General features: G+C 72.3%; 28 protein-coding genes. 10 read left to right on the forward strand and 18 right to left on the reverse strand.

From position 1 onward, the window contains the following. Positions 1-97: 97 nt before the first annotated feature. From QWU11_RS37660 to QWU11_RS37680, 5 genes are all read left to right on the forward strand, one after another. A complete protein-coding gene (locus QWU11_RS37660) occupies positions 98-1,021 on the forward strand; it encodes a DUF2877 domain-containing protein (RefSeq protein WP_290119397.1) in 924 nt (307 codons plus the stop codon). Further along, a complete protein-coding gene (locus QWU11_RS37665; protein WP_290119310.1) occupies positions 1,018-2,445 on the forward strand; it encodes an FdrA family protein in 1,428 nt (475 codons plus the stop codon). The genes QWU11_RS37660 and QWU11_RS37665 overlap by 4 nt, the downstream gene beginning before the upstream one ends. Positions 2,446-2,447: 2 nt before the next feature. Then, the gene (locus QWU11_RS37670) at positions 2,448-3,869 is read left to right on the forward strand and encodes a DUF1116 domain-containing protein (RefSeq protein WP_290119311.1); all 1,422 of its coding nucleotides are present in this window, start codon (positions 2,448-2,450) and stop codon (positions 3,867-3,869) included. After that, a complete protein-coding gene (locus QWU11_RS37675; RefSeq protein WP_290119312.1) occupies positions 3,866-4,768 on the forward strand; it encodes an aldose 1-epimerase family protein in 903 nt (300 codons plus the stop codon). Before QWU11_RS37670 ends, QWU11_RS37675 begins: the two co-directional genes overlap by 4 nt. Before the next feature lie 94 nt (positions 4,769-4,862). Then, on the forward strand, positions 4,863-6,071 hold the full coding sequence (locus QWU11_RS37680) for an aldolase/citrate lyase family protein (protein ID WP_290119313.1): 1,209 nt from the start codon (positions 4,863-4,865) through the stop codon (positions 6,069-6,071). On the opposite strand, the gene QWU11_RS37685 is transcribed toward QWU11_RS37680, so the two are convergent. Together QWU11_RS37685 and QWU11_RS37690 are read right to left on the reverse strand one after the other, a co-directional pair. Next, on the reverse strand, positions 6,055-6,387 hold the full coding sequence (locus QWU11_RS37685) for a hypothetical protein (protein WP_290119314.1): 333 nt from the start codon (positions 6,385-6,387) through the stop codon (positions 6,055-6,057). The genes QWU11_RS37680 and QWU11_RS37685 overlap by 17 nt on opposite strands. 102 nt (positions 6,388-6,489) lie before the next feature. Beyond that, positions 6,490-7,083: a nucleotidyltransferase family protein gene (locus tag QWU11_RS37690; RefSeq protein WP_290119315.1), complete on the reverse strand. Its 594-nt coding sequence runs from the start codon at positions 7,081-7,083 to the stop codon at positions 6,490-6,492. Between the two features lie 77 nt (positions 7,084-7,160). On the opposite strand from QWU11_RS37690, the gene QWU11_RS37695 reads away from it, so the two are divergent. Continuing rightward, complete coding sequence (locus QWU11_RS37695) at positions 7,161-7,721, forward strand: TetR/AcrR family transcriptional regulator (protein ID WP_290119316.1); 561 nt, start codon at positions 7,161-7,163, stop codon at positions 7,719-7,721. 419 nt (positions 7,722-8,140) lie between these two features. On the opposite strand, the gene QWU11_RS37700 is transcribed toward QWU11_RS37695, so the two are convergent. From QWU11_RS37700 to QWU11_RS37715, 4 genes are read right to left on the reverse strand one after another with little or no spacing between them, the layout of a single operon-like run. Continuing rightward, complete coding sequence (locus QWU11_RS37700) at positions 8,141-9,244, reverse strand: XdhC family protein (protein WP_290119317.1); 1,104 nt, start codon at positions 9,242-9,244, stop codon at positions 8,141-8,143. After that, complete coding sequence (locus QWU11_RS37705; protein WP_290119318.1) at positions 9,237-10,334, reverse strand: VWA domain-containing protein; 1,098 nt, start codon at positions 10,332-10,334, stop codon at positions 9,237-9,239. The genes QWU11_RS37700 and QWU11_RS37705 overlap by 8 nt, the downstream gene beginning before the upstream one ends. A gap of 4 nt (positions 10,335-10,338) precedes the next feature. After that, positions 10,339-11,253 carry a MoxR family ATPase gene (locus tag QWU11_RS37710; protein ID WP_290119319.1) on the reverse strand — a complete coding sequence of 305 codons (915 nt, stop codon included), beginning with the start codon at positions 11,251-11,253 and terminating at the stop codon, positions 10,339-10,341. Between the two features lie 35 nt (positions 11,254-11,288). After that, positions 11,289-11,783 carry an NUDIX hydrolase gene (locus QWU11_RS37715; RefSeq protein ID WP_290119320.1) on the reverse strand — a complete coding sequence of 165 codons (495 nt, stop codon included), beginning with the start codon at positions 11,781-11,783 and terminating at the stop codon, positions 11,289-11,291. Positions 11,784-12,049: 266 nt separating this feature from the next. Between QWU11_RS37715 and QWU11_RS37720 the strand changes: the two genes are divergently transcribed. From QWU11_RS37720 to QWU11_RS37730, 3 genes are read left to right on the forward strand one after another with little or no spacing between them, the layout of a single operon-like run. Beyond that, positions 12,050-12,319 (forward strand): hypothetical protein, encoded by a 270-nt coding sequence (locus QWU11_RS37720; RefSeq protein WP_290119321.1) that lies wholly within the window; start codon positions 12,050-12,052, stop codon positions 12,317-12,319. 28 nt (positions 12,320-12,347) lie between these two features. Continuing rightward, positions 12,348-12,932 (forward strand): DUF6879 family protein, encoded by a 585-nt coding sequence (locus QWU11_RS37725; RefSeq protein ID WP_290119322.1) that lies wholly within the window; start codon positions 12,348-12,350, stop codon positions 12,930-12,932. An 18-nt stretch (positions 12,933-12,950) separates the two neighbouring features. Beyond that, positions 12,951-15,350: a tetratricopeptide repeat protein gene (locus QWU11_RS37730; protein WP_290119323.1), complete on the forward strand. Its 2,400-nt coding sequence runs from the start codon at positions 12,951-12,953 to the stop codon at positions 15,348-15,350. Here the strand turns inward: QWU11_RS37730 and QWU11_RS37735 are convergent. From QWU11_RS37735 to QWU11_RS37755, 5 genes are all read right to left on the reverse strand, one after another. Further along, positions 15,325-16,200 carry a formyltransferase family protein gene (locus tag QWU11_RS37735; RefSeq protein WP_290119324.1) on the reverse strand — a complete coding sequence of 292 codons (876 nt, stop codon included), beginning with the start codon at positions 16,198-16,200 and terminating at the stop codon, positions 15,325-15,327. The two genes, QWU11_RS37730 and QWU11_RS37735, sit on opposite strands and share 26 nt — an antisense overlap. A 67-nt stretch (positions 16,201-16,267) precedes the next feature. Then, positions 16,268-16,570, reverse strand: a complete 303-nt coding sequence (locus QWU11_RS37740; protein WP_290119325.1) for a hypothetical protein — start codon at positions 16,568-16,570, stop codon at positions 16,268-16,270. Next, positions 16,567-17,982, reverse strand: a complete 1,416-nt coding sequence (locus QWU11_RS37745) for an MFS transporter (protein ID WP_290119326.1) — start codon at positions 17,980-17,982, stop codon at positions 16,567-16,569. Before QWU11_RS37745 ends, QWU11_RS37740 begins: the two co-directional genes overlap by 4 nt. Positions 17,983-18,068: 86 nt before the next feature. Continuing rightward, entirely contained in the window at positions 18,069-19,028 is a 960-nt protein-coding gene (locus QWU11_RS37750) for a sigma-70 family RNA polymerase sigma factor (protein ID WP_290119327.1), read from the reverse strand. Between the two features lie 39 nt (positions 19,029-19,067). Beyond that, a complete protein-coding gene (locus tag QWU11_RS37755; RefSeq protein ID WP_290119328.1) occupies positions 19,068-19,421 on the reverse strand; it encodes a helix-turn-helix domain-containing protein in 354 nt (117 codons plus the stop codon). Positions 19,422-19,456: 35 nt separating this feature from the next. On the opposite strand from QWU11_RS37755, the gene QWU11_RS37760 reads away from it, so the two are divergent. Next, complete coding sequence (locus QWU11_RS37760) at positions 19,457-20,152, forward strand: NAD(P)-binding domain-containing protein (RefSeq protein ID WP_290119329.1); 696 nt, start codon at positions 19,457-19,459, stop codon at positions 20,150-20,152. 7 nt (positions 20,153-20,159) lie between these two features. On the opposite strand, the gene QWU11_RS37765 is transcribed toward QWU11_RS37760, so the two are convergent. Genes QWU11_RS37765 through ribD form a run of 7 tightly spaced genes read right to left on the reverse strand, consistent with a single transcriptional unit; the run spans position 20,160 to position 25,566 of the window. Continuing rightward, the gene (locus tag QWU11_RS37765) at positions 20,160-20,579 is read right to left on the reverse strand and encodes a PH domain-containing protein (protein ID WP_290119330.1); all 420 of its coding nucleotides are present in this window, start codon (positions 20,577-20,579) and stop codon (positions 20,160-20,162) included. Position 20,580: 1 nt separating this feature from the next. Continuing rightward, complete coding sequence (hisG, locus tag QWU11_RS37770) at positions 20,581-21,456, reverse strand: ATP phosphoribosyltransferase (protein WP_290119331.1); 876 nt, start codon at positions 21,454-21,456, stop codon at positions 20,581-20,583. Positions 21,457-21,505: 49 nt separating this feature from the next. Next, on the reverse strand, positions 21,506-22,018 hold the full coding sequence (ribH, locus tag QWU11_RS37775; protein ID WP_290119332.1) for a 6,7-dimethyl-8-ribityllumazine synthase: 513 nt from the start codon (positions 22,016-22,018) through the stop codon (positions 21,506-21,508). Continuing rightward, positions 22,015-23,223: a bifunctional 3,4-dihydroxy-2-butanone-4-phosphate synthase/GTP cyclohydrolase II gene (locus QWU11_RS37780; protein WP_290119333.1), complete on the reverse strand. Its 1,209-nt coding sequence runs from the start codon at positions 23,221-23,223 to the stop codon at positions 22,015-22,017. The genes ribH and QWU11_RS37780 overlap by 4 nt, the downstream gene beginning before the upstream one ends. Continuing rightward, on the reverse strand, positions 23,220-23,867 hold the full coding sequence (locus tag QWU11_RS37785; RefSeq protein WP_290119334.1) for a nicotinamide mononucleotide transporter family protein: 648 nt from the start codon (positions 23,865-23,867) through the stop codon (positions 23,220-23,222). Before QWU11_RS37785 ends, QWU11_RS37780 begins: the two co-directional genes overlap by 4 nt. Next, positions 23,864-24,457: a riboflavin synthase gene (locus QWU11_RS37790; protein WP_290119335.1), complete on the reverse strand. Its 594-nt coding sequence runs from the start codon at positions 24,455-24,457 to the stop codon at positions 23,864-23,866. The genes QWU11_RS37785 and QWU11_RS37790 overlap by 4 nt, the downstream gene beginning before the upstream one ends. Continuing rightward, a complete protein-coding gene (gene ribD, locus QWU11_RS37795) occupies positions 24,457-25,566 on the reverse strand; it encodes a bifunctional diaminohydroxyphosphoribosylaminopyrimidine deaminase/5-amino-6-(5-phosphoribosylamino)uracil reductase RibD (RefSeq protein ID WP_290119336.1) in 1,110 nt (369 codons plus the stop codon). Before ribD ends, QWU11_RS37790 begins: the two co-directional genes overlap by 1 nt. Positions 25,567-25,580 lie beyond the last annotated feature (14 nt).

A 25,580-nucleotide genomic window follows, 5' to 3' on the forward strand; every position in this document is an offset into this window, starting at 1 on the left:
CTTGGCAGAATTATCCATACGGTGAGGCTCGGGGCCGGTCTACGTTCGCCACGAGCGGCCCATCATCACCAGCCATCTCGGGGAGGATCTGTTGACGGTGTCCACCGCCCGGCGGAGACCGAGGTCCCGCGGTTCGCACGCCGCGACGGCTCCCACACTCGCCGGCGCGGCCAGCCTCGGGGTGCGCTCCGCCCTCGGCGGGCCACGGCGGCACGGCCGCGTCATCGCGGTCTTTCCCTCGGCCGTCTACCTCCAGGTCGACCGGTCCGCGGAGCCCGCGGTGATCGCGCTCACCGCCTCCGACGCCGTACGCCCGCCGAACGCCATCGTCTTGGCGGCGCCCACCCGGCAGGAGCCGTTCCTCGCCGTGCGCGAGGGCGACGAGACCTTCGTCGGCGACGGCTGCGCGCTGATCGGCGGGCGGCTCCGCGTCCGCGTCCGCCGCTGGTGGGATCCCACTCCCGTCCTCGGCCCGCTGTCCCTGGCACGCCTGTCCCACGGTGAGCGCGCGCTCGACGCCGTCACCGGCCCGTGGGGCCTGTCCGGGCACGACGGCCCCAAGAACCTCGCCGACGCCTGCCTGGCCGGCGACCTCGCGCACGCGGTGGACGCCGCCGAACGCATCGTCGGCCTCGGGCCCGGCCTGACGCCGAGCGGGGACGACGCGCTCTCCGGCCTGCTGCTGGCGCTGCGCCTGCTCGGCGGCGCCGTGGCGGGCGGCGGACGCGCGGTCTGGCTCGCCGACTGGCTCGGCGCGGCCGTCACCGCCCACACGTGCGACCGCACGACCTCCCTGTCCGCCACCCTGCTGCACTGCGCCGCACGCGGCCAGGCCAGCGTCGAGGCGGCGGCCGTCCTGCGCGGCATCGCCGGTCAGGACCCCCTCCTGCCGGCCGCGCGCCGGCTTCTCGCGACCGGCCACACCTCCGGCGCCGACCTGGCCTGGGGACTGCTCCTGGGCTGCCGGGCCGCCCTCGCGCTGAGCGCGGGGCGTCCGGCCGCCCACGGTGGCGGCGCGTGATCCGAGACGGCGGGAGGCAGGGCACCCTGGTCACCGATGCCAACGAGCTGGTGGAGATACGCTCCGGCGCGTACCACGACTCGGTCACGCTCATGCGGGCCGGCCGCCGCCTGGCCGAGCGCCCCGGCGTGAGTGCCGCGCTGACCGCCATGGCCACCGCACTCAACATCGACCTGCTCACCGAGATGGGCTTCACCCCGCCGCCCGGCGCCCGGCCCGACGACCTGGTGGTCGCGATCCGCGCGGACGACCCGGCCGCTCTGGAGGCGGCGCGGGCGGCGGTCGAGGACCTGCTCGCCAACCGGTCCGCGCCCCGCGCGTTCGGCGAGCCGCCCCCGGCCCGTACGACCGGGTCGGCGGCGCGCCGCGCCGGGAACGCCACGGTCGCGCTGGTCTCGGTGCCGGGTCAGTACGCCTTCGCCGAGGCCGTGGACGCCCTCGACGCCGGGCTCAACGTCATGATCTTCAGCGACAATGTGCCGGTCGAGCACGAGCTCGAGCTCAAGGAGACCGCCGCGCGGCGCGGCCTGCTCGTGATGGGCCCCGACTGCGGCACCGCCGTGGTGGGCGGCGTCGGGCTCGGCTTCGCCAACGTCGTGCGCCCCGGCCGGATCGGCCTGGTCGCCGCCTCCGGCACCGGGGCCCAGCAGGTGATGAGCCTGCTGGACGAGGCCGGCGAGGGCGTCAGCCACGTGCTGGGCGTCGGCGGCCGCGACCTGTCCGCCGAGATCAGCGGCCGGTCCACGCTCCAGGCTCTGCGGGCGCTGGACGCCGACCCGGTCACCGAGCTGATCGTCGTGGTCTCCAAACCGCCCGCGCCCGAGGTGGGCGACCTCATCCGCTCGGCCGCGCGGCGGCTGGCCACCCCGGTCCGGTTCGGGCTGCTCGGCGACGGCGGCGACCTGACCGACGTCGTGGCGGACGCCCTGGGCGCCGTCGGCGTCCCGGTGCCGGCCTGGCCGTCCTGGCTGCCGTCCCGGCGCGTCCACCCGCCGCGCGCCGGCCTGCTCCGCGGGCTGTTCGCCGGGGGCACGCTGTGCGAGGAGGCGGCGCTCATCGCGGGCACGACCCCGCACGAGATGACCGACCTGGGCGACGACCGCTACACGCGGGGCCGCGCCCACCCGATGATCGACCCGACGCTGCGGCTCGACCGGCTGGCGGCCGAGACCACCGGTGACACGGCCGCGGTCGTCCTCATCGACGTCGTCCTCGGGCACGGCGCCGAGCCCGACCCCGCGGCGGCCCTGGTCCCGCTGATCCAGGCGGCCGCGATCCCGGTGGTCGTGTCGCTGTGCGGCACCTCCGGCGACCCGCAGGGCCGCGACCGGCAGGCCGAGGCGCTGGCGGCGGCGGGTGCCGCGGTCTTCTCCTCCAGCGCCGAAGCCGCCCGCCACGCCGTCGCGCTCGCCGAAGGGGCCTGACCATGCACACGCCCTCCAACGGAGGCGCCCCCCAGCTCGGCGGACTGCTCAACCGTGAGGTCGCCGTCGTCACGGCCGGCACCTCCGTGCTCGCCGACGCCCTCGCCGAACAGGCCGTGCCCGTCGAGCCGGTCGAGTGGCGGCCGCCCTCCGGGCCCGAGGGCCTGGCCGGCGACCTCGCCGTGGTCATGGGCGACCGGCGCCGGTCCGGCGCCGACGCCGAGGCCGTCGGGCGGCTCCTGGCCGCCCGCCCCCACCTGGTCGACGTCCGGCCCGCCGACGAGGTGCTCGACGTCGAACCCGGCACGTTCCTCCACGCCGGGCCGCCGCTGACCTGGGACCGCGCGTCCGGGCCGATGCGCGGCGCGCTCATCGGCGCGGCGCTGTTCGAAGGGCTGGCCGGCACGCCCGAAGACGCCGAACGCCTGCTGCGGACGGCCCCGCTCGCCCCCTGCCACCAGCATGGGACGGTCGGCCCGATGGCCGGCGTCGTGTCCCCGTCGATGTGGATGTTCGTCGTGGAGGACGCCGAGAGCGGCGGCACCGCGTACTGCTCGCTCAACGAGGGCCTCGGCAAGGTGCTCCGCTACGGGGCGTACGGGCCCGAGGTGATCGAACGCCTGCGCTGGATGGCCGGCTCGCTCGGTCCCGCGCTGCGCGACGCCGTACGCGCGCACGGCCCGGTCGACCTGCGGTCGATCATGGCGCAGGCCCTGCACATGGGCGACGAGCTGCACAACCGCAACCGCGCGGCCACGTCCCTGTTCGTCCGCGAGCTGGCGGGCGACCTGGCCGAGGCGTCGGGCGGCGCGGAGGCGCTGCGGTTCGCGGCCGGCAACGACCACTTCTTCCTCAACCTGGCGATGGCGGCCGGCAAGGTCGGCGCCGACGCCGCCCGCGACGTGCCCGGCTCGTCGCTGGTCGTGGCGATGGCCCGCAACGGCACCGACTTCGGCATCCAGACCTCCGGCACCGGCGAGCGCTGGTTCACCGGGCCCGCCGGCGTCCCCGACGGCCTCTACCTCGGCTCGTACGGGCCCACCGACGCCAACCCCGACATCGGCGACTCGACGATCACCGAGACGACCGGCGTGGGCGGCTTCGCGATGGCGGCGGCCCCCGCGATCGTGCGGTTCATCGGCGGCGAGGTGCCGGACGCGCTCGCCGCGACGCAGCGGATGTATGAGATCACCCTCGCCGAGCACCCGGCCTTCCAGGTGCCGATCCTGGACTTTCGCGGCACGCCCGTGGGCATCGACGTGACCAAGGTCGTCCGTACCGGACTGCTCCCGGTCGTCAACACCGGCATCGCCGGACGCGTCGCCGGCACGGGCCAGGTCGGCGCCGGCCTGGTCTCCCCGCCGGCCGAGGTGTTCACCCAGGCTCTGCACGCGCTCGCCGAGCAGGCGACAATCGCACCATGACGCTTACGGGTGAGCAGTACGAGATCTCCGCCGGGCCGTACGACGCGATCGTGACCGAGCAGGGCGGCAGCCTCCGCGCGCTCCGCCACGACGGGCGGCCGCTGGTCCTGTCCCACGACGCCGACGAGGCCCCGCCGGCCGCGGCCGGGCAGCTCCTCGCGCCGTGGCCCAACCGCATCGACCACGGCCGCTACTCCTTCGACGGCGAGGAGCACGCCCTCCCGATCAACGAGGGCGAGCTGGACACCGCGATCCACGGCCTGGTGCGGTTCGGGTCGTGGCGGGTCGCCGAGCACGAGGCGCACCGCGTGCTCCTCACGCACCGGCTGCTCGGCTACTCCGGCTACCCGTTCCGTCTCGACCTGTCGGTGGAGTACACCCTCGACGACGACGGCCTGACCGTACGCCAGTCGGCGCGCAACACCGGCACCCGCGTCGCGCCGTACGGGCACGGGGCGCACCCGTACCTCACCGTCGGCCGGTCCCTGGACGAGTGCGACCTGCTCATCGCGGCCGGCCGCTACCTGGAGACCGACGCGCGGTCCATCCCCGCGGGCGACCCGCTCGACGTGGCCGGCACCCCGTACGACTTCCGCGAGCCGCGGCGCGTCGGGGACACCGCGATCAACAACCCCTACACCGCGCTGGCCGGCGACGGCGACGGGCGCGCGTGGGTACGCCTGAGCGACGGCGAGCACGCGGTCGCGCTGTGGGCCGGCGAGGGGCACCCGTGGCTGGAGATCTACACCCGCGACGACGTGCACGACGAGACCCGGCGTACGGGCCTGGGCGCCGAGCCGATGACCTGCCCGCCGAACGCCTTCGTGACCGGAGTCGATCTCATCGCGCTCAAACCCGGCGAGGAGACCGGCGGTCTGTGGGGGATCACCGCGGGCTGACCACCGCTGTCCGTGATCACCCGTCTGGGGAGAGTTCCGGTCTGTAACGTGTGCCGGAGCACCTTACGCCCTCACCCGAAAGGGAAATCCAGCGGTGAAGTTGACTCTGTCCTCGCTCGACGATCTGAACGCACGTGTCGAGGAGGCGCGCGAGGAGCACGAGCGCCGGTACCCCGGCGACCGGGGCGACCGGCAGCCGGTGCACACGGTCTACGTGCCCGCCGACCGCTTCACCGCGGAGACCCCCTCCGACATGGGCGCCGAGGCCCTGCGGCTGCTGAACGCCCACGCCCCGGACCCCGGCGCCATCGCCACCGCGTTCGGCGTCGGCCAGTCGCTCGCCGGGACCGTACGCGAGCGGGTCGTCGCCAAGCTGGCCCGCGAGCCGGTCGAGGACGTACGGATCGACTTCGAGGACGGCTACGGGGTACGAGACGACGAGGAGGAGGACGCGCACGTCCTGCGCGCCGTCGAGGAGGTCGCGCGGGCGTACGAGGCGCGCCGGCTGCCCTACTACTGGGGGCTGCGGGTCAAGTCCTTCGCCGAGGGCGGGCACGAGCGCGGCCTCCGTACCCTGGACGGGTTCCTCACGGGGCTGGCCGAGCGCCTGGGCAAGCTGCCGGGCGGCTTCGTCGTGACCTTCCCCAAGATCGTCGTACCCGAGCACGTCGAGCTGTTCGCCGAGTTCCTGGGCCGGTTCGAGGACGAGATCGGCCTGCCGGAGAACATGCTGCGGTTCGAGGTCCAGATCGAGACGCCGCAGTCGATCACCCGGCTGGGCGAGATCGTCGAGGCGGCCGGCCGCCGGCTGAGCGCGGCGCACTTCGGCGTGTTCGACTACACCGCGGCGATCGGACTGCCGCCGTCGGAGCAGCGCCTGGACCACCCCGCCTGTGAGTACGCCCGGCACGTCATGCAGGTGACCCTGGCCGGCACGGGCGTACGCCTGTCGGACGGCTCGACCAACGTGGTCCCGTCGAGCGACGACACGGCGGACGTGCACCGCGCCTGGCGCACCCACGCCGCCCTCGTGCGCTACTCCCTGCTCCACGGCTACAACCAGGGCTGGGACCTGCACTCCGCGCACCTGGCCAGCCGGTTCGCGAGCGTCTACGCCTTCCACCTGGCCGGCCTGGACGACGCGATCGACCGGGTGCGGTCGTGGAACGCAGGCGACGGCCGGGACGTGCGCACCGACGGCGTCGTGGACGAGCCCGCCACCATCAAGGCGCTGACCGCCCGCCTGAGGCGAGCGGTCGACTGTGGTGCGATCGACGCCTCGGCGGTCAGTCTGCCGGACTGACGTCGCCCCGGTGCGCGAACGCCATCGGGTCGCCGCCGAGATCGTCGTCGTTGCCGCTCTCCAGGCCGCCGGCGATGGTCCGGCGCAGGTTGTCGACCGCGACCGACTGTTCGTACAGGCGGCCCATGATGTCCCGCAGGGTGTGCACGACCACCAGGGTCGCCTCCGCCTGGGCCATGGTGGCGTGGACCTGTGCCGCGGCGGTGTCGGGCACGTCCCCTTCCAGGGCCTGGACCGCCTTGGCCAGGTGGTTGACCGTGTTGTCGTTGTGAGTCACCCAGTGGTAGCCGGGCTCCTCCGGCCAGCTCGATGTCATCGCGCGCTGCTCGCCTTCCCGCGGCCCACCCGTACCGCTGGTCGTCGTCTACACCACGAGCCCCCTGGCCTCTGTACGACGCCTGGGGCCCGTGGTCGGTTGTCATCGCGCCGAGTCACCGCTGAAGCGCCGCAGATCTTCGGGCGTGTCTATGTCCCCCGGGTCGGCGACGTCGTCGCACGGCACGGGAACGACGAGGTCGGAGCGGGCCCGCAGGAAGTCGCGCGCGCCCACGTCGCCCTCGGCGTACGCGGCCGCCTCGGCGAAGTGCTCGTGCCCGATCAGCACCGGGTTGCGGGGCCGTCCGCCGTAGGAGGCCACCGCGACGCGCGCGCCGGCCTCATGGGCCGCGCGCAGCCGGAGCACCGCCTCGGCGGTGACGTTCGGCTGGTCGACGAGGGCGATGACCACGGCCGGGCAGTCGGGCGCGAGCGCGGACAGGCCGGCGCGCAGCGAGGAACCCATGCCGGTGCGCCAGTCGGGGTTGTGCACGACCACCGCGCCGGCGACGTCGACGCGGGCCGCGCCGGTCACCACGACGATCGGCGTGCAGCCGGCCTCGTGCAGCATCCGCACTCCGCGGTCGGTCAGGCGAACCCCGTCGATCTCCACGAGCGCCTTGGGCGTGCCGAGCCGCCGCCCTTCACCCGCCGCGAGCAACAGCCCGGCGGGCGCGCCCGCGTGCCTGGTCTCCATGCTTCGGAAGAGTAGCCACGACGCCCGCCCGCGTCTGGCTCAAACCGTCACTGTTCGCGAAGTCTACAGTTGTATACATGGACGGTTCTCCTGCGGACGCACGGGCCGCGCCCCGGCGGCGGCGCGACGCCGCCGCGACCCGCGAGGCGATCCTGGAATCCGCCCTGGCCGCCTTCTCCCGCTCCGGCTACGACGGCGTGGGCGTACGGGAGATCGCCCAGGCGGCCGGCGTGACGGCGACGCTGGTCAACCGCTACTTCGGCGGCAAGGAGCGATTGTTCGCCGAGGCGGTGGAGGCCGCCTTCGCCTCCGCCGACCCGCTCGGCGGGGACGTGACCACGCTCGCCCGCGACGTCACGGAGGCGCTCTCGGCCCGTCCGGCGCCGGGCGACGCCTTCACGCTGATGCTCCGCTCGGCCGCGAACCCCCGGGCCGCGCGCATCCTGCGGAGCGCCGTCGAACGCCATCTCTCACGGCACCTGGCGGCGTCACTGCCCGGAGCACGGGCGGACGAGCGTGCCGCGCTGGTCCTGGCCCTGATCGCGGGCGTACGACTCATGCGCGACGTCCTCACGCTCCCCGACGCCGACCCCGCGCACGTCGAGGCGCTGTTCGGGCTCCTGATCTCTCCCGAGTGACGAAGCGCAGGCAGGGGAATCGGTCCGGGACACGGAGGCCGCCGTCGCCGAAGAGAAGAGCGTCACGTCCGCGATCCGCCTGGTGAAGGGGGGTGGTCCGGACCGGACGGGGAGAATCCATCCGTCGCAGAGCGCGGCGCCCAGCCGGGAACACGGGCCATGTCGCGGAGACGACCTCGCCGCCGGCTTCGGCGACCAGGACGGCGGTCAGGTCGCGGCCAGGCCGGCTCCGGTCCCGGACTGCGGACTCCACCGCCGCGATGCGGTGCAGGCCGGCCGTCCGAGACCACCTGATGCAAGCGGGCCCACCGATCACGACCGTCTCCCGCTCATCGCGGGCGGAACCGGCGGATCTTCCGCTCCATCGCCTCTCGGCGTACCGCGGAGTGGCCGCGCCGCCGCTCGATCGGGTCAGGCCCTCACATGCCGTGGATGCGGCCGGAGGTCTCGGTCAGGGCCTGGCCGCTGCCGCCCCAGCGGAGCTGGATGAGCTCGGCCGCGATGGAGACGGCCGTCTCCTCCGGGGTGCGGGCGCCGAGGTCGAGGCCGATCGGTGAGCGGAGCCGGGCGATCTCCTCCTCGGTCACGCCCGCCTCGCGGAGGCGTTCCAGCCGGTCCTCGTGCGTGCGGCGTGAGCCCATCGCCCCGACGTACCCCGCGCCGGTGCGCAGCGCCACCTCCAGCAGCGGCACGTCGAACTTCGGGTCGTGGGTCAGCACGCAGATGACCGTGCGCTCGTCCACGTCCGACTCGGTCTCGGTCAGGAACTTGTGGGGCCACTTCACCACGACCTCGTCGGCCTCGGGGAAGCGCTTGGCGGTCGCGAAGACCGGGCGGGCGTCGCAGACGGTCACGTGGTAGCCGAGGAACTTGCCGACACGGGCCACGGCGGCGGCGAAGTCGATCGCGCCGAACACCAGCATGCGGGGCGGCGGGGCGAAGGCGTGCACGAAGACGCCGAGCTCGTCCAGGCGGCGCTCGCCGTGCCGCCCGTACCGGCGGATTCCGGTCGTGCCCTGAGCGAGCATGCCGCGCGCGTCGTCGTCCACGGCCTCGTCCAGGCGGTCCACGCCGAGTGAGCCCTCCGCCCGGTCGGTCCACACGATCCGGCGGGCGCCGACCTCTCCGGGCCCCTCGATCACCGTGACGATCGCGACCGGCTCGTGGCGTTCGATGGAGGCGACCACCTCGCCGAACAGCGGGAAGGTCTCCCGGCTGATCGGCTCGACGAGGATGTCGAGGATGCCACCGCAGGTCAGCCCGACGGCGAACGCGTCGTCGTCGGTGACGCCGTACCGCTGCACGACCGCCTGGCCCGACTCCATGACCTCCTGCGCCAGCTCGTAGACCGCGCCCTCGACGCAGCCGCCGGACACGCTGCCCACGGCCTCGCCGTCGGCCGAGACGGCCATCGCGGCGCCGGCCGGGCGCGGGGCGCTGCGGAAGGTGTTGACGACGGTGGCCAGCCCGAAGGCCTCCTCCCCGTCGTACCACTTCCCGATCTCCCGGAGGACGTCACGCATTTCCGATCACCCCTGCCAGTTCTTCGAGTGCGGCGAGGCTGTGCCCGGCCACAAAGTCGTCAACGTACGGAAGCGCCGCGAGCATCCCTCCTGTGAGGGGTTCATACCCAGGTTGCGCTTTGTGGGGGTTCGACCAGACCACTCTGTGGGCGAGCCGGTGCAGCCGCGCCATCTGATCGCCGAGGAGGGACGCGTCGCCGCGCTCCCAGCCGTCGGAGGCGATCACCACGATCGCGCCGCGCGCCATGCCCCGCTGCCCGAAGCGGTCGAGGAACTCCTTCAGCTCCTCCCCCAGCCGCGTACCCCCGCTCCAGTCGGGGATCGCCGCCGAGACCGCCCTCATCGCCGCGTCCGGCTCGCGGTGCCGCAGCTCCCGCGTCACCCGCGTCAGCCGGGTGCCCGCGCTGAACACCTCGGTCGTACGGGGTGCCGAGCGCACCGCCGCGTGGGCGAAACGCAGGAGGACGTCGGCGTACGGGCTCATCGAGCCGCTCACGTCCACGATGAGGACCACGCGCCGGGCCCGCGTACGGTGCGCGCGGTAGTGCAGGCCGGAGATCTCGCCGCCGCGCCGCAGGATCGAGCGGACCGTACGGTGCGCGTCGAGCCGTCCGCGGTGCCGCGCGGTGAACCTCCGCGAGCGGCGCTGCGCGGAGACGTCGTCCAGCAGGGCGAGGAGCCGGTGCACCTCGGCGCGTTCGGCCGCGTCGAGGCGCGCCACGTCGCGGGACCGCAGGATCTCGGTCTCGCTGGCCGTCGCGGCCGAGACGTCGCCGGTCCGGTCATCGTCGCCGCCGGTGCCGGGCGTGGCCGCGTGCCGTACGACCGTGACCGGCGGCGGGGCGCTCCTTCGCGCGGTGGCGGTGGTGCCGGAGAAGTACGCGGCGAAACACCGGTCATAGCGCGGCAGGTCGGCGGGGTCGGCGCACATCGTGAGCCGCCCGGCCCAGTAGACGTCGCGGGCGTCGAGCACGTCGAGGTGGCTCACCGCGCCGATCATGGCCTGGACGCGCTCGGGATCGGCGCCCACACCGGCGGCCCGCAGCGTACGCGCGAAGCCGGTGAGCGTCTCGACGACGTCCCGTGCCATCCGGTCACGCCCCGTTGAACAGCGTCTCGATGCCGCCGGCGACCACGCGCTCGGTGTCCTCGCGGTACTTCAGGACGGTGCCGAGCGTCACCGCCGCGGTGTCGGGGTCGAGGTCGCGCGCGCCGAGGGCGACGAGCGCCTCGGTCCAGTCGAGGCTCTCGGCGATCCCCGGCGCCTTGAGCAGGTCGAGCCCGCGCAGCCTGCCCGCGGCGCCCGCCACCTGCCGTACGAGACTCTCGGCCGCCTCCGGCAGCCGCCGCCGGATGATCGCCACCTCCCGGTCGAACGCGGGGTGCTCCAGCCAGTGGTAGAGACAACGGCGCTTGAGGGCGTCGTGCACCTCGCGCGTACGGTTGGAGGTGACGACGACGACCGGCGGGCGTTCGGCGCTGATCGTGCCCAGCTCGGGGATGGAGATCGTGAAGTCGCTGAGCACCTCCAGCAGGAAGGCCTCGAACTCGTCGTCGGCCCGGTCGATCTCGTCGACGAGCAGGACGCTCGGGCGCGCCTCGGTGGAGGTCTCCAGTGCCTGGAGCAGCGGCCGGGAGACGAGGAACCTCCGGTCGTACAGCTCCGACTCCAGGCGCTGAACGTCGGTGACGCCCGCCGCCTCGGCCGCCCGCAGGTGCAGGAGCTGGCGGGGGAAGTCCCAGTCGTACAGGGCCTGCGCGGCGTCCAGGCCCTCGTAACACTGCAGGCGGATCAGGGGAACGTCCAGGATGGCCGCGAGGGTCTTGGCCAGTTCGGTCTTGCCGACCCCCGCCTCACCTTCGAGGAACAGCGGCCGGCGCATGCGCAGGCCGAGGAAGCAGGCGGTCGCGAGTCCGTCGTCGGACAGGTACGAGTGCCGTTCGAGGGCCTCACTCAGGTCCTGCGGCGACGCGAAGTCCGATGCCGGTGTTGACGTGGTATGCGGCACGCCCTAAAGGCTACTTCCCGCCGCACCGCCCCAGATCATGAAGGCGACATGTAGACGAGGCCGCCCGCCTCCCGCGCCCGGAGCGCGGCGGGCAGTCGGTCGCCCACGTGACCGAGCAGGGTGGCCGCCTTGCCGGGCTCGAAGAACGCGTGGTCGTCGAGCTCGTCCTCCTGGAGCCGGATCCGGTCGGGGTTCTCCAGGATGCCGGCGTCGAAGATGAAACTGACGGTGGGCCGCGGCCGCTCGGCCCGCGCGGGCCGCCAGTCGACGAGGAGCAACGGCCCGAGGGGAAGGTCGAGGCCGAGCTCTTCCTTGATCTCCCGGGCACAGGCGGCCTCGGGCGACTCGTTGTCGTCGGCGGTCCCGCCGGGGAACAACCAGTGGTCACGGTAGTTGGGCTTGACGAGCAGCACCCGGCCGCCGCCATCGGTGATCAGCGCCCCCGCGGTGACGAACGCGGCGGCCAGGCCGGCGTAGTAGATCTCCGGCTCGACGAACGAACCCCGCTGCTTACCCCCGTCATCGTTCACCCGCAGCAGGCTACGCGAGTCACTCCGGGCAGAGGTCCCGGGTCACGGGGATGGCGGCGAAGCCTGCCCACCCGAGAAACGACCGCCTCATCAGAAAACTCAGCACCATTCAGGGGCCACGAGATCACTATCCCCTCATATCGACACCTTTACCCCCAAGTGGTCCGGCTGAGTGGATCCAATAACCCCAGGTCACACACCTTTGACCACCTAGCGGGCAGATGCTAACGTCCTGAAAATAGACCAGCATCTCACCGGGAGCACAAATGCCCAAGAAATGGGAAGCCGATTCCTCCGCCTCATTCTTGCGGCGTCTCGGCAAGTCTTCGCATGAATTAGGACAGACTTCCGGCAATTCCAGCTGCCCGGACATCTGGGAGCTGGACAACGGAGATGTCGCGGTGATCGGCCAGGATCTCACGTCGGAATACGAGGCCAGGCTACCGGCGGGCGTCAGCGTCGACCCAGGTGAACGCCTTGTGATTATCCCTCGCAAGACCATCACCGCGGCAAAGGCAGATATTCCCGATGAGTGATCTTCTTGACGGCGCATCGGGTGAGCGAATGGAACTCGATGCCTACTACGCCGATTTCGAGAAGAACTTCTGGAACATAACCGATCTCGGCTTCTGGAAGCTTGAACGCCAGCAGGTCTTCAAAGAGCCCGGATACGACAGCTGGACGGCATTCGCACACGGCGACTGGGACGAGTCGATACGCCTCCTCGAGGCCGGACGTGCGGACATGCTGGACTACCACCGCAAGATCGCCGAGCACGGCTTCGTCGCCGCGCGAGTCCGGGTGGTCGAAGAGCCGATCAGCGCGTACCTGCAGTGGGAGCTCAACGCGCTGCGCGTGCGGGACGAGTGCGGCGGCGGCGTACGCGTCGTCCGGCCGGCGCAGATCACGCGGTTCGAAACCGACGGGCCGCTACCCGAGATCTACACTCTCGGGCCGCACGTCATGTACGAGGCCGTCTACGACGAGGAAGGCGTGCTCGACTCCGTGGTCCGTTACCTCGACCGCGGTCTGATCGCGCGTTGCCAGCGCTTCGTCGCGGACCTCTACGAGATGGGCGAACCTCTCGGGCGCTACTTCGCACGTCAGGTGGCGCCCCTCCCTCCTCCCGGCCCGCAGCGCCAGGGCTGACATCTCCGGAGGCCAGTGATGCGCGGCGAGGATCCGGACGGGCCCGACGAAGAGCTCCGGCACGCCAACCGGTTCGGCGGCACGGGCGGTGACGTCGTCCAGGCGCGCGACGTGCAGGGCGGAGTCCATTTCCACGGCTACGTCCCGGCCTTCGCGGTGACACCGCGGCAGCTTCCCGGCGGTGTCCGCGGGTTCGTCAATCGCCATGCGGAGCTGGCGCGGCTCGACGACATCGCCGCCGACCACCGGGAGCCCTCCGTGTCCGCCGTCGCGGTGATCACGGGCACGGCCGGTGTCGGGAAGACGTCGCTCGCGTTGCACTGGGCCCACGGCGCCCGTCAGCGCTTCTCCGCCGGTGAGCTGTACGTGAACCTCCGCGGCTACGACCCCGGGCCTCCCGCGACGCCGGAACAGGTCCTGGACCGGTTCCTGCGCGACCTCGGCGTTCCCACCGCGGCGATACCCGCGGGGCTCGAGGACAGAGCGTCGCTCTACCGGTCGATCCTGGCGGATCGGCGGATGCTGATCGTCCTCGACAACGCCGCGAGCGCGAGCCAGGTACGGCCCCTGTTACCGGGCACACCCGGCTCCCTGGTCCTGGTGACCAGCCGCAGCCGCCTGTCCGGCCTGGTGGCGCGCGAAGGCGCGTACCGCCTCGGCGTCGGCATGCTCCTCGAGGCCGATGCCGTCGCGCTGCTGCGAGCCGTCACCACCGGCTACCGAGGTGAGGATCAGCCGCACGAGCTCAGGGAGCTGGCCGGGTTGTGCGCACGGCTGCCGCTCGCGCTTCGCATCGCCGCGGAGCGGGCGGCGAGCCGTCCGCTGATGATGCTCGGCGAGCTGATCGCGGACCTACGCGACGAGTCCGCGCTGTGGAACGCCCTGAGCGCGGAGGACGATGAGGAGACCGACGCGGTGCGTACGGTGTTCGCCTGGTCCTACCGCGCTCTTCCTGAGCAGGAGGCGCGCCTTTTCCGATTCCTCGGGGTGCATCCCGGCAACGATTTCAGTCTGCCCGCCGCCGCGGCGGTCGTCGGCATCACGCCGGCGCAGGCGCGGCAGCAGCTCGACGTGCTGGTCGGCGCTCACCTGATGGAGCAGAGCGCTCCCGGGAGATACCGCTTTCATGATCTACTCCGCGCCTACGCGGTCGACCAGCTCCACCATCTCGAGTCCGGCGACGCGCGGATCGAGGCTCTGCGGCGAGTGCTCGGCTGGTACCTCCACACCGCGGACGCGGCCCAGCTCGTCCTCAGCCCATTCGACGGCTATCCCCTTGATCAGCGGGTACCGGCCGACGTCGCACCGCTCGCCTTCGACGGATACGAACCGGCCTACCGCTGGTACCAGACGGAGAGCGTCAACCTCGTGGCGGCGACCCGTATCGCCGCCGCGGCCGGCCTCCACTCCACCGCCTGGCGTCTGTCCGCCGTACTGCGCGGGATCTACATGCATCAGAACGCCTTCGATGACTGGGTCGTCACCGCGCGCGTCGGCGTCGACGCCGCGGCACAGGCAGGTGACCGTCCCGGTGAGGCCGAGGCGCTCGAGAGCCTCGGAAAGGCGTATTTCCAGTCCCTGCGGCTCTACGAGGCGGAGGAGGCCCATCGGGCCGCCCTGGTCATCCGCCGCGAGATCGGCGACCGCTTCGGCGAGGCCGTGTCCGTCAATGCCCTTGGGCTGCTGGGACTGCGGCACAGGCGGCTCGACGAGGCGGAGTCTCGCTTCGAGCAGAGCACGGCGATCTTCCGTGAGCTGGGTGATCGGCGCTGGGTGGCGCTCCTGCAGGCGAACCTCGCGGAGGCGCACTGCGAACTGGCCGAGTACGAAGCCGCCGTGAGCGGGCTCGGCGTCGCGCTGGGCGTCTTCCGTGACCTGGGCGACCGGAGTTGCGAGGGCAACGCGTTGTTCCTGCTCAGCTGGGCACGGCGGGAGCTGGGGCGGACAGGTGACGCCCGTGCGTCCATCGACGAGGCACTGACGATCGCCTCGGAGGAAGAGAACCCGGTCTGGCAGGCTCACTGGCTCGTCGAGCTGGCGAAGGTGCAGCGAACGGCGGGACAGCCCGGCGAAGCGCTGAACTCCTACCAGCGGGCCGCGTCGATCCAGCGGAAGCTGGGCGACCGGAGCCGCGAGGCCGCCGCGCTGGACGGAACGGGCGAGGCCTACCAGGAGCTCGGTCGCTTCGCCGAGGCGGCGAACTTCCATCGCCAGGCCGCCGCGACCCACCGGCAGTTCGGGGACCGCTGGCAGCTCGCCGTCGCGCTGCACCACCTCGCCATGGCGCTCGACCGTACGGACGCGTCCGAACAGGCGCGGGCGCACCGGGAGGAGGCGCTGGTTCTGCTCGAGGCCTTCGACGATCCCAAGGCGGTGTCGTTGGCCCGGCGCGTCAGCGAGGGCCTGCGGACCCCGTAGGCGGCTCGGCGGGCTCTGACTCGACGATCCAGATCGGGCCGTCCGCGCACTCCACGCGCAGTCCCCCGGTCTCGCCGAGGCGAGTGCGCAGGACCCTCAGCCAGCGGTCGCCGACCCGGGCGACGGGTCCCCGGCCCGCGCCCATGAAGCGGAACGTTCGTACCTGGTTGTGTATCTCGCGAGCCGTCGATGACCAGTCGACCACGGAGAACCCCGGCTCCATCAACCCCGCGCGGGACGCGCCCGCGTGGCCTTGCGGCCGGCCGGGGTCGTTGAGGGAGATCCGCTTAAGCGCGACCGTCAGAAGGTCCCGGATCACCGGCTCGGCAGAGACTCGCAGCCGTTCGGGCGTGATGTCGTCATCAAGCGGTATTCCGCCCCGCTGGGCGAGAATCGGTCCCGTATCGAAATCGTGGTCCATGCGATGGATCGTGAACCCGATCTCGGGATCGCCGTTGCGGATCGCCCAGAGCACCGGCGCCGGTCCTCGATATTCGGGCAGAAGCGAAGAGTGGATATTGATGACACCGAACCGCGGTAGCTGCAACACGGCGGGCGGCAGTTTCCAGTTGAAGCCGTACACGACCGCTAAATCAGCGTGATATCCGGCGAGAGCCTCGCCCAGACCTTCGGCGCTGCCCGGCAGAAGCAGGTCGGTTTCCGGCGGAATCGACGCGATGATCCGGCCGATCGTCGCCGCCATTCCCTCGTCGGCGGGGCTCCTCGGCCTCATCGAACGACTCAGCGCGAAGGCGACCGGGTGGTGTCCTTCCGTGACGCACGTTTCGTGAAGGAGTGAGAATTCCTCGGCGCCGGAGGAGATTAAGGCGACGCGCATCGCATTGACCACGGGCGCCATCGTAACGACGCCGGCTCATTGACCCCGGCCCGGGGAACGCTCCCCGGGCCGGGGTCGCTCAGACGGAGAACCGATAGGACCCGAGCAGGGTCGCGGCGTCGGCCTGCGGCGGGCCGGTGACGCGGTCGCCGATTCCCCGCTGGAACTCCGCGAAGGCCGCCGAGCCTCCCAGCGGATCCTCCTCGCCCTCGCCGACCACGACGTGCACGAAGCTCACCCCGTCCGCCAGCCGGAACGACGCGTACCGCACGCCGCCCGGGTCCTCGGCGTTCAGTTCGGCGAAGACCCTCTCCACCAGCCGCTGGTTCTCTTCGGCCGCCTCCGGCCTGGTCTCGTAGCGGACGATCCTGACCTCGCTCATCGAGTCTCCTCTCGTACGGGTCCGAGTGCGGCCGGTACGGCCGCGAGAAGGGCGATCGCGGCGGCGACCGCCATGGCCGGCCGAAACCCCTCGATGAAGTTCGCGGGCGACGCGTAGCCGCCCTGACCGGCGAAGACAAGGGCGATTATCGCGACTCCGAAGACGCTGCCCATCTCGCGTAGTGCGCTGTTGGTCCCGGCGGCCACTCCGACGTCCTCCACGGGCACCGCGCCGGCGACCATGTTCGCGACCGTCGGGAAACCCATCGAGATGCCCACCCCGGCCACGACCAGCGGGACCACCAGCGCGCCGTACGACGTCCCCGGGCCTGCGACCGCCGCCAGCCAGCCCAGCCCGGCCGCCTGGGCGACCATGCCGAGGAACATGATCGGCCGGTTGCCGAAACGGTCGGCGAGGATGCCCGCCACGGGCGCGACCAGCATCAGCGTGCCGTTCCAGACCAGGATGCGCAGGCCCGCGCCGAGCGGTGAGTAGCCCATGCCGATCTGCAGGAGCTGGGAGATCATGAACAGCGCGCCGATGAGGGAGACCTGCTGCGCGAAGGCGACCGCGTTCGCGGCGGCGAAACCGCGCCGGGCGAAGTAGCCGAACGGCAGCATGGGATGGGTCGTACGGCGCTCCCAGGCGGCGAAGGCCCCGATGAGGACCGCTCCGGCGACCAGCGCGCCGAGCACCTCGGCGCTGCCCCAGCCGGCCTCGGGTGCGCGGACCGGCGCCCACGTCAGCGCGAACACCCCGCCGCCGACGAGCAGCAGGCCCACGATGTCCAGCCGTGAGCGCGGGCCGTGGCTCTCCTTCAGCCGCAGCGCCGACAGCGCCGCGACCGCGAGCCCGACGGGGACGTTCACCCAGAAGATCCACTGCCAGGACAGGCCCTCGGTGATCGCGCCGCCGACCACCGGCCCCAGGGCGACGCCCAGGCCGCTGACGCCGCCCCAGACGCCCATCGCGGCGCCGCGCCGGTGGACGGGGAAGGCGTCGATGATCAGGGTGAGGGTCAGCGGCATCACCACGGCCGCGCCGGCGCCCTGCGCCATCCGGGCCAGGATCAGCTCCCCGGCGGTCGTGGACAGCGCCGCCGCCGCGGAGGCGAGGCTGAACACCACCAGCCCGGTCACGAACACCCGCCGCCGGCCGAACCGGTCGCCGAGCGCCGCGCCGGTCATCAGCAGGCAGGCGAGGACCAGGTTGTACGCGTTGATCGTCCATTCGAGGTCGGCCAGGCTCGCGTGCAGGTCGCTGCGGACGACCGGCAGCGCGGTGGCCACCACCACGATGTCCAGGGAGGTGAGGAAGATCCCGACGGGCGCGAGGGCCATCGTCCAGATCGCCCGCTCCGCCGGTCGCGGGGACGGCGCGACCGCGCCGATCCGATCCGCTGTCTCCGACATGATGTGCTCCGTTTTCTCTATTTCGGTCTGCCGAAATAGAGACCCTGGGCGAGGGCCGGATTCATCACGGATCCGGAGACCGGTCCTCAGTACGTCGCGGGCAGCCCGAAGGCGGCGAACAGGCCGGTGTCGAGGAACGTGTCGATCCGCGCGATCCCCTCCGCGCGTACGTCGAGCACCTGGATCGCGTGCGCCCGATAGACGCCGTCCGGCCCGCCCAGGTACGCCGCCGCGGCCGGCTGCCCGTTGGCCGCGATCGGGACCAGGCGGAACGCCCCCGCCGCGAGGCACCGCCGCTCCAGGAACCCGGCGACGGCCGCCCGGCCCGAGAACCAGGTCGCGTACGGCGGCATCTCCAGGACCACGTCCTCGCGCAGCAACGCCACCAGCCCGGCGACGTCGGCGTTCTCGAAGGCGGTGATGAAACGGCCCAGCAGGGCACGTCGGCCGGGCTCGGCGGGCTCGGCGGGCTCGGCGGGCTCGTCCTCCACCGCCGCGACCCGCGCCAGCCGCGTGCGGGCGTGCTGCAGCGCGCTGTTGACCGCGACAGGGCTCATACCGAGCAGTTCGGCGACCTCGGCCGCTCGCCAGGCCAGCACGTCCCGCAGGATCAGCACCGTACGCTGCCGGGGCGACAGGTGCTGCATCGCGGCCACCAGCGCCAGCCGTACGCCGTCCCGGAGCGCGACGACCGCCGCCGGATCGTCGGGGAGGGGCTGGAGCCAGCGGGTTCCCGGTGCGTCCAGCAGTTCGGCGTCCGGGTCGTCCGCGGGAGCGCCCAGCCCCGACGGCATCGGCCGGCGGTCGCGGCCTTCCAGCGCGGTCAGGCAGCGGTTCGTCGCGATGCGGTAGAGCCAGTTGCGCACCGAGGAGCGCCCCTCGAAGGCGCCGAAGGACCGCCACGCCCGCAGGTAGGTCTCCTGGACCAGGTCCTCGGCGTCGTGCACCGAGCCGAGCATGGAGTAGCACAGCGCGAGAAGCTCACGCCGGTACGGATCGGTGAGCCGGGTGAACTCCTGCTCGTCCGCGATCTCCTGCGTCCTCACGCGCCCCCCTCTGACCGTGTACAGGTAATGACCCCGCAGCTAGCCGGAATTCATCACCCGTTCCTGCGCCGCGAGCACTTCGTCGGCGTGCGCCTCGGACCAGCGGCCGAGGGCCTCGAACGGCTCCAGCAGGCTGCGGCCCAGTGCGGTCAGCGCGTACTCCACTCTCGGGGGCGCCTCGGCGTACGCCTCGCGGGACACCAGCCCGGTGCGTTCGAGGCGGCGCAGGGTCTCGGTCAAGACCTTGGGGCTGATGCCGCCGATCGCCGTGCGCAGCTCCCCCGGCCTACGCGGTCCCTCGCGTAGCGCGAAGATCACCACGGCGTTCCAGGTGTGGGTGAAGAAGTCGAACGCCAGGCGCGCCTGGCAGTCGGCGACGAAGCCTTCGGGCATGACCCCTCCCTACCGCAACGGCCAGGCACCGAACGGTGCCCATCGGAATTCCTACAGTCTCCCCCGAACCGACAGGAAGAAGGTCAACGATGCGGATCGGCATCCTTGGGGCGGGGAACATGGCGGAGGCGCTCGGCACCCAGTGGGCCCGCGCCGGGCACGAGGTGGTCATCGGCGCGCGTACGACGGCGAAGGCAACGGCGCTCGCGGACCGAATCGGCCCGCCGGCACGGGCGGCGGCGGGCCTGCGCGCGGCCGCCGAGAACGCGGACGCCGTGCTGCTGGCGGTGTTGTACGAGGCGGTGCCCGAGGTCCTGGACGCGGCCGGCGACGCGCTGCGCGACCGCCCGCTGCTCGACTGCGTGAACGGCATCGTGCATCCGGGCGTGACCCTGGCCGCCGGCGGCGGCCCGTCGGTGGCCGAGCAGATCGCCGCACGCTCGGGCGCGCGGGTCGTGAAGGCGTTCAACCTGTGCCACGAGAGCGTCTGGCGGCGGACCCCGCCGCACTTCGACGGCCGGCCGCTGACCGTGCCGCTCTGCGGCGACGACCCGGACGCCCTCGCCACGGCCCGCGCCCTGGTGACCGGTCTCGGCTGCGAACCGGTGGAGGCGGGCGGCCTGGACCGCGCCGGCCTGCTGGAGGCGACCGCGGCGTTCGCCATCGGCCTCTACCTCGCCGGAGCCGATCCGCAGGCGGTCTTCCCGCCCGTCGCGTACGCGGTCGGCTGAGCGAAGGTCAGGCCTCGCCGCGTTCGTGCACCAGGGCGGCCAGCTCGGCGACCGCGAGGAAGGCGCGGTCGCCGTCGCTGGCCTGGATGCCCATCGCGGGGATCGTCGAGCCGTCCGCCAGGTCCAGCGTCGGCCACGGGGCGCCCTCGGTCATCGACACGCCCAGGACCTCGGCCCATTCGTACTCATGCGTGCGCAGGCCGTTGACGACCGTCACACCACGGTCGTCGGCGGTGATCCGGCTGCGGGCCAGCATGTGCAGGATGCCCGCGACGATCAGTCCGATCACGACGAGGCCGATCCGGTCGCCGAGGTGCCAGTTGGACGGCATCACCACGGCGAGGACGACCATGCCGGCCACGACGATCACCGCGAGAACGTAGGGAACGATCCGGGCCCGGCGCGGCCGCCATGTCGCCGCGGTCATGTCAGTCGACGATCTTGCTGATCGGGATCTCGAGGATGTCACGGCCGCCGGCCGCCTTGATCGCCGGGATGAGCGTGTTGACGCCGTGCTTGGCGACGACGCTCTCGACCGCGTGCATCTCGCCGCCGGCCAGGCGGGTGACGGTCGGCGAGGACAGCGACGGCATGATGCCGAGCACCTCCTGCAGCTGGGTGTCGGAGACGTTGAGCTTCAGCAGGACGTTGCCGCGGGCGCGGATCGCGCCCTGCAGCAGCAGCGCGATGTCCTCCATGGCCGCACGCTTGTTGGGGTCCTCGTACGCGTCGCGGTTGGCCACCAGCTCGGTGTAGCTGACGAGGAGGGTGTCGAGGATGCGCAGGCCGTTCTTGCGCAGCGAGGAGCCCGTCTCGGTCAGGTCCACGATCGCGTCGACGATGTCGGGCACCTTGGCCTCGGTGGCGCCGTAGGAGGGCACCACGCGCGCCTTGACGCCGTGCTCGGTCAGGAACCGCTCGGTCAGCGCGGGGAACTCCGTGGAGATCCGTACGCCCTCGGGCAGGTCCGCGACGGACTGCCACGGCGCGTCGTTCGGCACGGCCATGATCACGCGTACCGGGTTGGAGGTCGCCTTGGAGTACTTCAGCTCGCCGAGCGAGACCACGTCGGCCTGCGTCTCGGTGATCCAGTCGCGGCCGGTGATGCCCAGGTCGAAGAGCCCCTGTTCGAGATAGGTGGGGATCTCCTGCGGGCGCAGGACGCGTACGCGGTCGATGCGCGGGTCGTCGACCGAGGCACGGTAGTCACGGTCGGAGCCACGGCGGACGGTCAGGTCGGCGGCGTCGAACAGCTCGAACGTCGCGCGCTCCAGAGAGCCCTTGGGAAGCACGAGTGACAGCACGGTGAAAGAACCTTTCCTGAAGGAAGATCGGGTCTCGCGGCGTCGGAACTCAGGAGCCCAGATGCTCCGTGTGATGCCGCGCGTGACCGTGATGCCGCAGGCCCCTCAGGGTCAGTGCCGTATCGAGAGCGGCCACGGTCGCCTCCCATCCTTTGTCCTCGCTGCTGTCGTCGAGCCCGCAGCGTTCCAGTGCTTGGTCAAGCGTCTCACAGGTTAGTACGCCATTGCCGATGGGTGCGCCCTCATCCAGCGCAACCCTCGTCAAACCCGCGGTGACGGAATCGCATACATAGTCAAAGTGGGGCGTACCTCCTCTGATGACCGCGCCGAGGCACACCACCGCGTCGTTGTCGCGGGCGAGCTGCTGCGCGACGACGGGGAGTTCGAGGGCTCCCGAGACGCGTACGACGACCGGCGCGGCGACGCCGCTCTCCTTGGCCGCGGCGAGCGCGCGCTCCAGGAGCCGGTCGGTGATCTGGGCGTTCCAGCGCGCGCAGACCACGCCCAGACGGAGCCCGGACGCCTCCACCGCCGCGACCTCAGGACGTCCCGCGCCGCTCATGCCAGGTCTCCGATCTGGTGGCCGAGCCGGTCGCGCTTGGCGGTGAGGTAGCGCCGGTTGTGCTCGGTGACGACGACGGGCAGGGGGGTACGGCCGCGGACCTCGACGCCGAAGCCGGCCAGGCCCGTGAGCTTGGCGGGGTTGTTGGTCAGGACCTGGATCGAGCGGACGCCGAGGTCGGTGAGCATCTGCGCGGCGTTGACGTACTCCCGCGCGTCCACCGGCAGGCCCAGCTCGAGGTTGGCGTCCACGGTGTCGGAGCCGTTGTCCTGCCGCTGGTAGGCCCGCAGCTTGGCCAGCAGGCCGATCCCCCGGCCCTCGTGACCGCGCAGGTAGAGCACGATACCGCGGCCCTCTTCGGCGATCGCGGCCATCGCCGCGTCGAGCTGGGTGCCGCAGTCGCAGCGCTGAGAGCCGAGCACGTCGCCGGTGAGGCATTCGGAGTGCGCCCGTACGAGGACGTCCTGGCCGTCGCCGATCTCGCCGAGGACCAGCGCGATGTGCTCGCCCCCGTCGATGGCGCTGGAGTACCCGACGGCGCGCCACATGCCGTGCTTGTTGGGGATGCGGGTCTCGGTGACCCGCTCGACCACGCGCTCGTTGCGCTTGCGGTACTCCACGAGCTGCTCGATGGTGATCAGCTTGAGGTCGTGCTCCTTGGCGAACACCTCCAGCTGCGGCATCCGCGCCATCGTCCCGTCGTCGTTGACGACCTCGGCGAGCACCCCGGCCGGGGTCAGCCCGGCGAGCCGGGCCAGGTCGACGGCCGCCTCGGTGTGCCCGCGCCGCTTCAGGACGCCGCCGTCGTGGTAGCGCAGCGGGAAGATGTGCCCCGGGCGCACCAGCTCGTACGGCTCGGTGGCCGAGTCGCACAGCGTGCGGATCGTCGTGGCGCGGTCGGCCGCCGAGATACCGGTGGCCACGCCGTCGCGCGCGTCCACGCTGACGGTGTACGCGGTGCGCATCCGCTCGCGGTTCTGCGAGGTCATCAGGGGGATCTGCAGCCGGTCGAGGTCCGCGCCCTCCATGGGCACGCAGATCACGCCGCTGCTGTAACGGATGGTGAAGGTGAGCAGCTCGGCCGTCGCCTTGGCGGCGGCGAAGATGATGTCGCCCTCGTTCTCCCGGTCGGCGTCGTCGACCACCACGACGGCCTTGCCCGCCGCGATATCGGCTATCGCTTCTTCCACACTGGCGAAACTCATGCCGCCACCGCCTCCAGTTCGGCACCCCGCCGCTGTCGGCGGTACTGCTTGATCCAATTTCGGAATCCGGCGAGGACCATCACGAAGAAGATCCCGTACGCCGCGCCGGAGACGTACAGGCCGGATTTGATCGCCAGTGGCACTCCCACCAGGTCGACCAGCACCCAGATGATCCAGAAGTCGACGAGGGCACGGCTCTGCGCGAAGGTCGCCACCGCGCTGCCCACGAAGATGTACGCGTTCGCCGTCGGCGACCAGGTGATCTGGAGCCAGGAGATGTCGGCGAACAGAAGCGCGACGACCGCCGTGCCGGCGGCCAGCGCCCCGATGAGAAGGGCCCGCTCGCGCCCGGTGGCCGGGCGTACCGGCAGGTCACGGCTCTCCCGGATGCCGCGCACCCACCTGACCCAGCCGTAGGAGACGAGGAGGAGGAACATCACCTGCTTGAGCGCGTTGCCGGGGGCGTGCGCGCTGGCCGACGCCGTGAACAGCAGCACCGCGCCGGCCAGCTGGACCGGCCACGTCCAGATGGTGCGCCGGATCGCCAGCAGGACCGTCGCGAGGGAGAAGACGTTGCCCAGCAGGTCGGTCCACAGCAGCTTCTCGCCGAAGACCGTGACGCCGGCCTCGGCCCAGGAGCTCATCTCCGCGCGCCGACGAGGCGCTCGACGTACTTGGCGACGACGTCCACCTCGAGGTTGACCGGGTCGCCGGCCTTCTTGCGCCCGAGCGTGGTCAGTTCCAGGGTCGTGGGGATGAGCGCCACCGTGAACGCGTCGTCGCGCGCCTCGACCACGGTCAGGCTGATGCCGTCGACGGTGATCGAGCCCTTGTCCACGACGTAGCGGGCCAGGTCCGCGGGCAGGCCGATCGTGACGACCTCCCAGCGCTCGCCCGGCTCGCGGGAGACGATCTCGCCGACGCCGTCGACGTGGCCCTGCACGATATGGCCGCCGAGCCGGTCCGACGGGCGTACGGGGCGCTCGAGGTTGACCGGGGAGCCGGGGGCCAGCGCGGCGAGGGAGGACCGGTCCAGGGTCTCCTGCATCACGTCGACGGTGAAGGCGTCGTCCTTGATGCCGACCACGGTCAGGCAGACCCCGTTCACCGCGATGGACGCTCCGTGCACGGCGTCGGAGACGACGAGGGGCCCGCGTACGGTGAGCCGGGCGGAGTCGGCCGCGCGGTCGAGCGCGACGATCTCTCCCAGTTCCTCGACTATTCCGGTGAACATCAGGTTCTCCCTTCGGAGCGTCGGGTCGCCGCGGTGATCCGCAGGTCCGGCCCGATGGTCGTGATCTCTTCGATCTCCAGGTGGTGCGCCTCGGCGAGCGTCGCGACCCCGGCGTCGGCGAGGGCGGCCGTCCCGGCGCCGAACAGCGTGGGCGCGAGGTAGGCCACGACGCGGTCCACGAGGCCCTCGGCGAGGAAGGACCCGGCCAGCGTGGGGCCGCCCTCCAGCAGCGCCGAGACGACCTCGCGCTCGGCCAGCTCGGCCAGCAGGGCGTTCAGGTCCAGGCCGGCCCCGGAACGCGGCAGCCGTACGACGGCCGCGGCCGACTCCAGGGCGGGGGCGTCCTCGGCGATCGCGATCAGCGTCGGCGCCTCGTCGTCCAGGACGCGGCTGCCCGCCGGCGTACGGGCGCGGCCGTCGGCGACGACGCGCAGCGGCCTGCGGTGGGTACGGAGGTGGTCGTGCGGCTCGAAGCCGCGCACGGTGAGCCGCGGGTCGTCGGCGAGCACGGTGCCGGATCCGGCGATGATCGCGTCGCAGCGGGCGCGCAGGCGGTGGACGTCCTCGCGCGCCTCCGGCCCGGTGATCCACTGGCTGGTGCCGTCGCGCGCGGCCGACCGGCCGTCGAGGGTGGCGGCGAACTTCCACGTGAGGTGGGGGCGCCGCAGGCGCGCGTAGGTGAGCCACTCGGCATTGACCCGCTCGGCCTCGGCCGCGTGCAGCCCGGACTCGACCTCGACGCCCGCCTCGGCGAGCCGCCGGGCGCCGCCGCCCGCCCGGTCGCTCGGGTCGGGCACGGCGTACACGACGCGCCGGACGCCGGCGGCCAGGACGGCCTCGCTGCAGGGACCGGTACGGCCCTGGTGGTCACAGGGTTCGAGGGTGACGAGGAGGGTGCCGCCGCGGGCGCGCTCGCCGGCCTGCCCGAGTGCTACGGCCTCGGCGTGGGGGCCGCCGGCGAAGGCGTGGAACCCCTCCCCTGCCGTCTCGCCGCCGGCGTCGAGCACGACGCAGCCGACGACGGGGTTGGGACTGGTCTGGCCGAAGGCGCGTGCCGCCAGCTCGATCGCCTGAAGCATCGCCGACGCTTCGGCGGTGGATGCGGTCACCCCGGGCCTCCTGT

This window comes from Actinomadura sp. DC4 (assembly GCF_030406325.1).
Taxonomy (GTDB): domain Bacteria; phylum Actinomycetota; class Actinomycetes; order Streptosporangiales; family Streptosporangiaceae; genus Actinoallomurus.

Coding starts and splice junctions, on each gene's coding strand:
- QWU11_RS37730 (WP_290119323.1), top strand. CDS start 12,951: ATGCGCGGCGAGGATCCGGACGGGCCCGACGAAGAGCTCCGGCACGCC.
- QWU11_RS37695 (WP_290119316.1), top strand. CDS start 7,161: ATGGACGGTTCTCCTGCGGACGCACGGGCCGCGCCCCGGCGGCGGCGC.
- QWU11_RS37675 (WP_290119312.1), top strand. CDS start 3,866: ATGACGCTTACGGGTGAGCAGTACGAGATCTCCGCCGGGCCGTACGAC.
- QWU11_RS37785 (WP_290119334.1), bottom strand. CDS start 23,867: ATGAGCTCCTGGGCCGAGGCCGGCGTCACGGTCTTCGGCGAGAAGCTG.
- QWU11_RS37790 (WP_290119335.1), bottom strand. CDS start 24,457: ATGTTCACCGGAATAGTCGAGGAACTGGGAGAGATCGTCGCGCTCGAC.
- QWU11_RS37780 (WP_290119333.1), bottom strand. CDS start 23,223: ATGAGTTTCGCCAGTGTGGAAGAAGCGATAGCCGATATCGCGGCGGGC.
- QWU11_RS37765 (WP_290119330.1), bottom strand. CDS start 20,579: ATGACCGCGGCGACATGGCGGCCGCGCCGGGCCCGGATCGTTCCCTAC.
- QWU11_RS37685 (WP_290119314.1), bottom strand. CDS start 6,387: ATGACATCGAGCTGGCCGGAGGAGCCCGGCTACCACTGGGTGACTCAC.
- QWU11_RS37725 (WP_290119322.1), top strand. CDS start 12,348: ATGGAACTCGATGCCTACTACGCCGATTTCGAGAAGAACTTCTGGAAC.
- ribH (WP_290119332.1), bottom strand. CDS start 22,018: ATGAGCGGCGCGGGACGTCCTGAGGTCGCGGCGGTGGAGGCGTCCGGG.
- QWU11_RS37700 (WP_290119317.1), bottom strand. CDS start 9,244: ATGCGTGACGTCCTCCGGGAGATCGGGAAGTGGTACGACGGGGAGGAG.
- QWU11_RS37740 (WP_290119325.1), bottom strand. CDS start 16,570: ATGAGCGAGGTCAGGATCGTCCGCTACGAGACCAGGCCGGAGGCGGCC.
- QWU11_RS37690 (WP_290119315.1), bottom strand. CDS start 7,083: ATGGAGACCAGGCACGCGGGCGCGCCCGCCGGGCTGTTGCTCGCGGCG.
- QWU11_RS37745 (WP_290119326.1), bottom strand. CDS start 17,982: ATGTCGGAGACAGCGGATCGGATCGGCGCGGTCGCGCCGTCCCCGCGA.
- QWU11_RS37720 (WP_290119321.1), top strand. CDS start 12,050: ATGCCCAAGAAATGGGAAGCCGATTCCTCCGCCTCATTCTTGCGGCGT.
- QWU11_RS37705 (WP_290119318.1), bottom strand. CDS start 10,334: ATGGCACGGGACGTCGTCGAGACGCTCACCGGCTTCGCGCGTACGCTG.
- QWU11_RS37755 (WP_290119328.1), bottom strand. CDS start 19,421: ATGCCCGAAGGCTTCGTCGCCGACTGCCAGGCGCGCCTGGCGTTCGAC.
- QWU11_RS37670 (WP_290119311.1), top strand. CDS start 2,448: ATGCACACGCCCTCCAACGGAGGCGCCCCCCAGCTCGGCGGACTGCTC.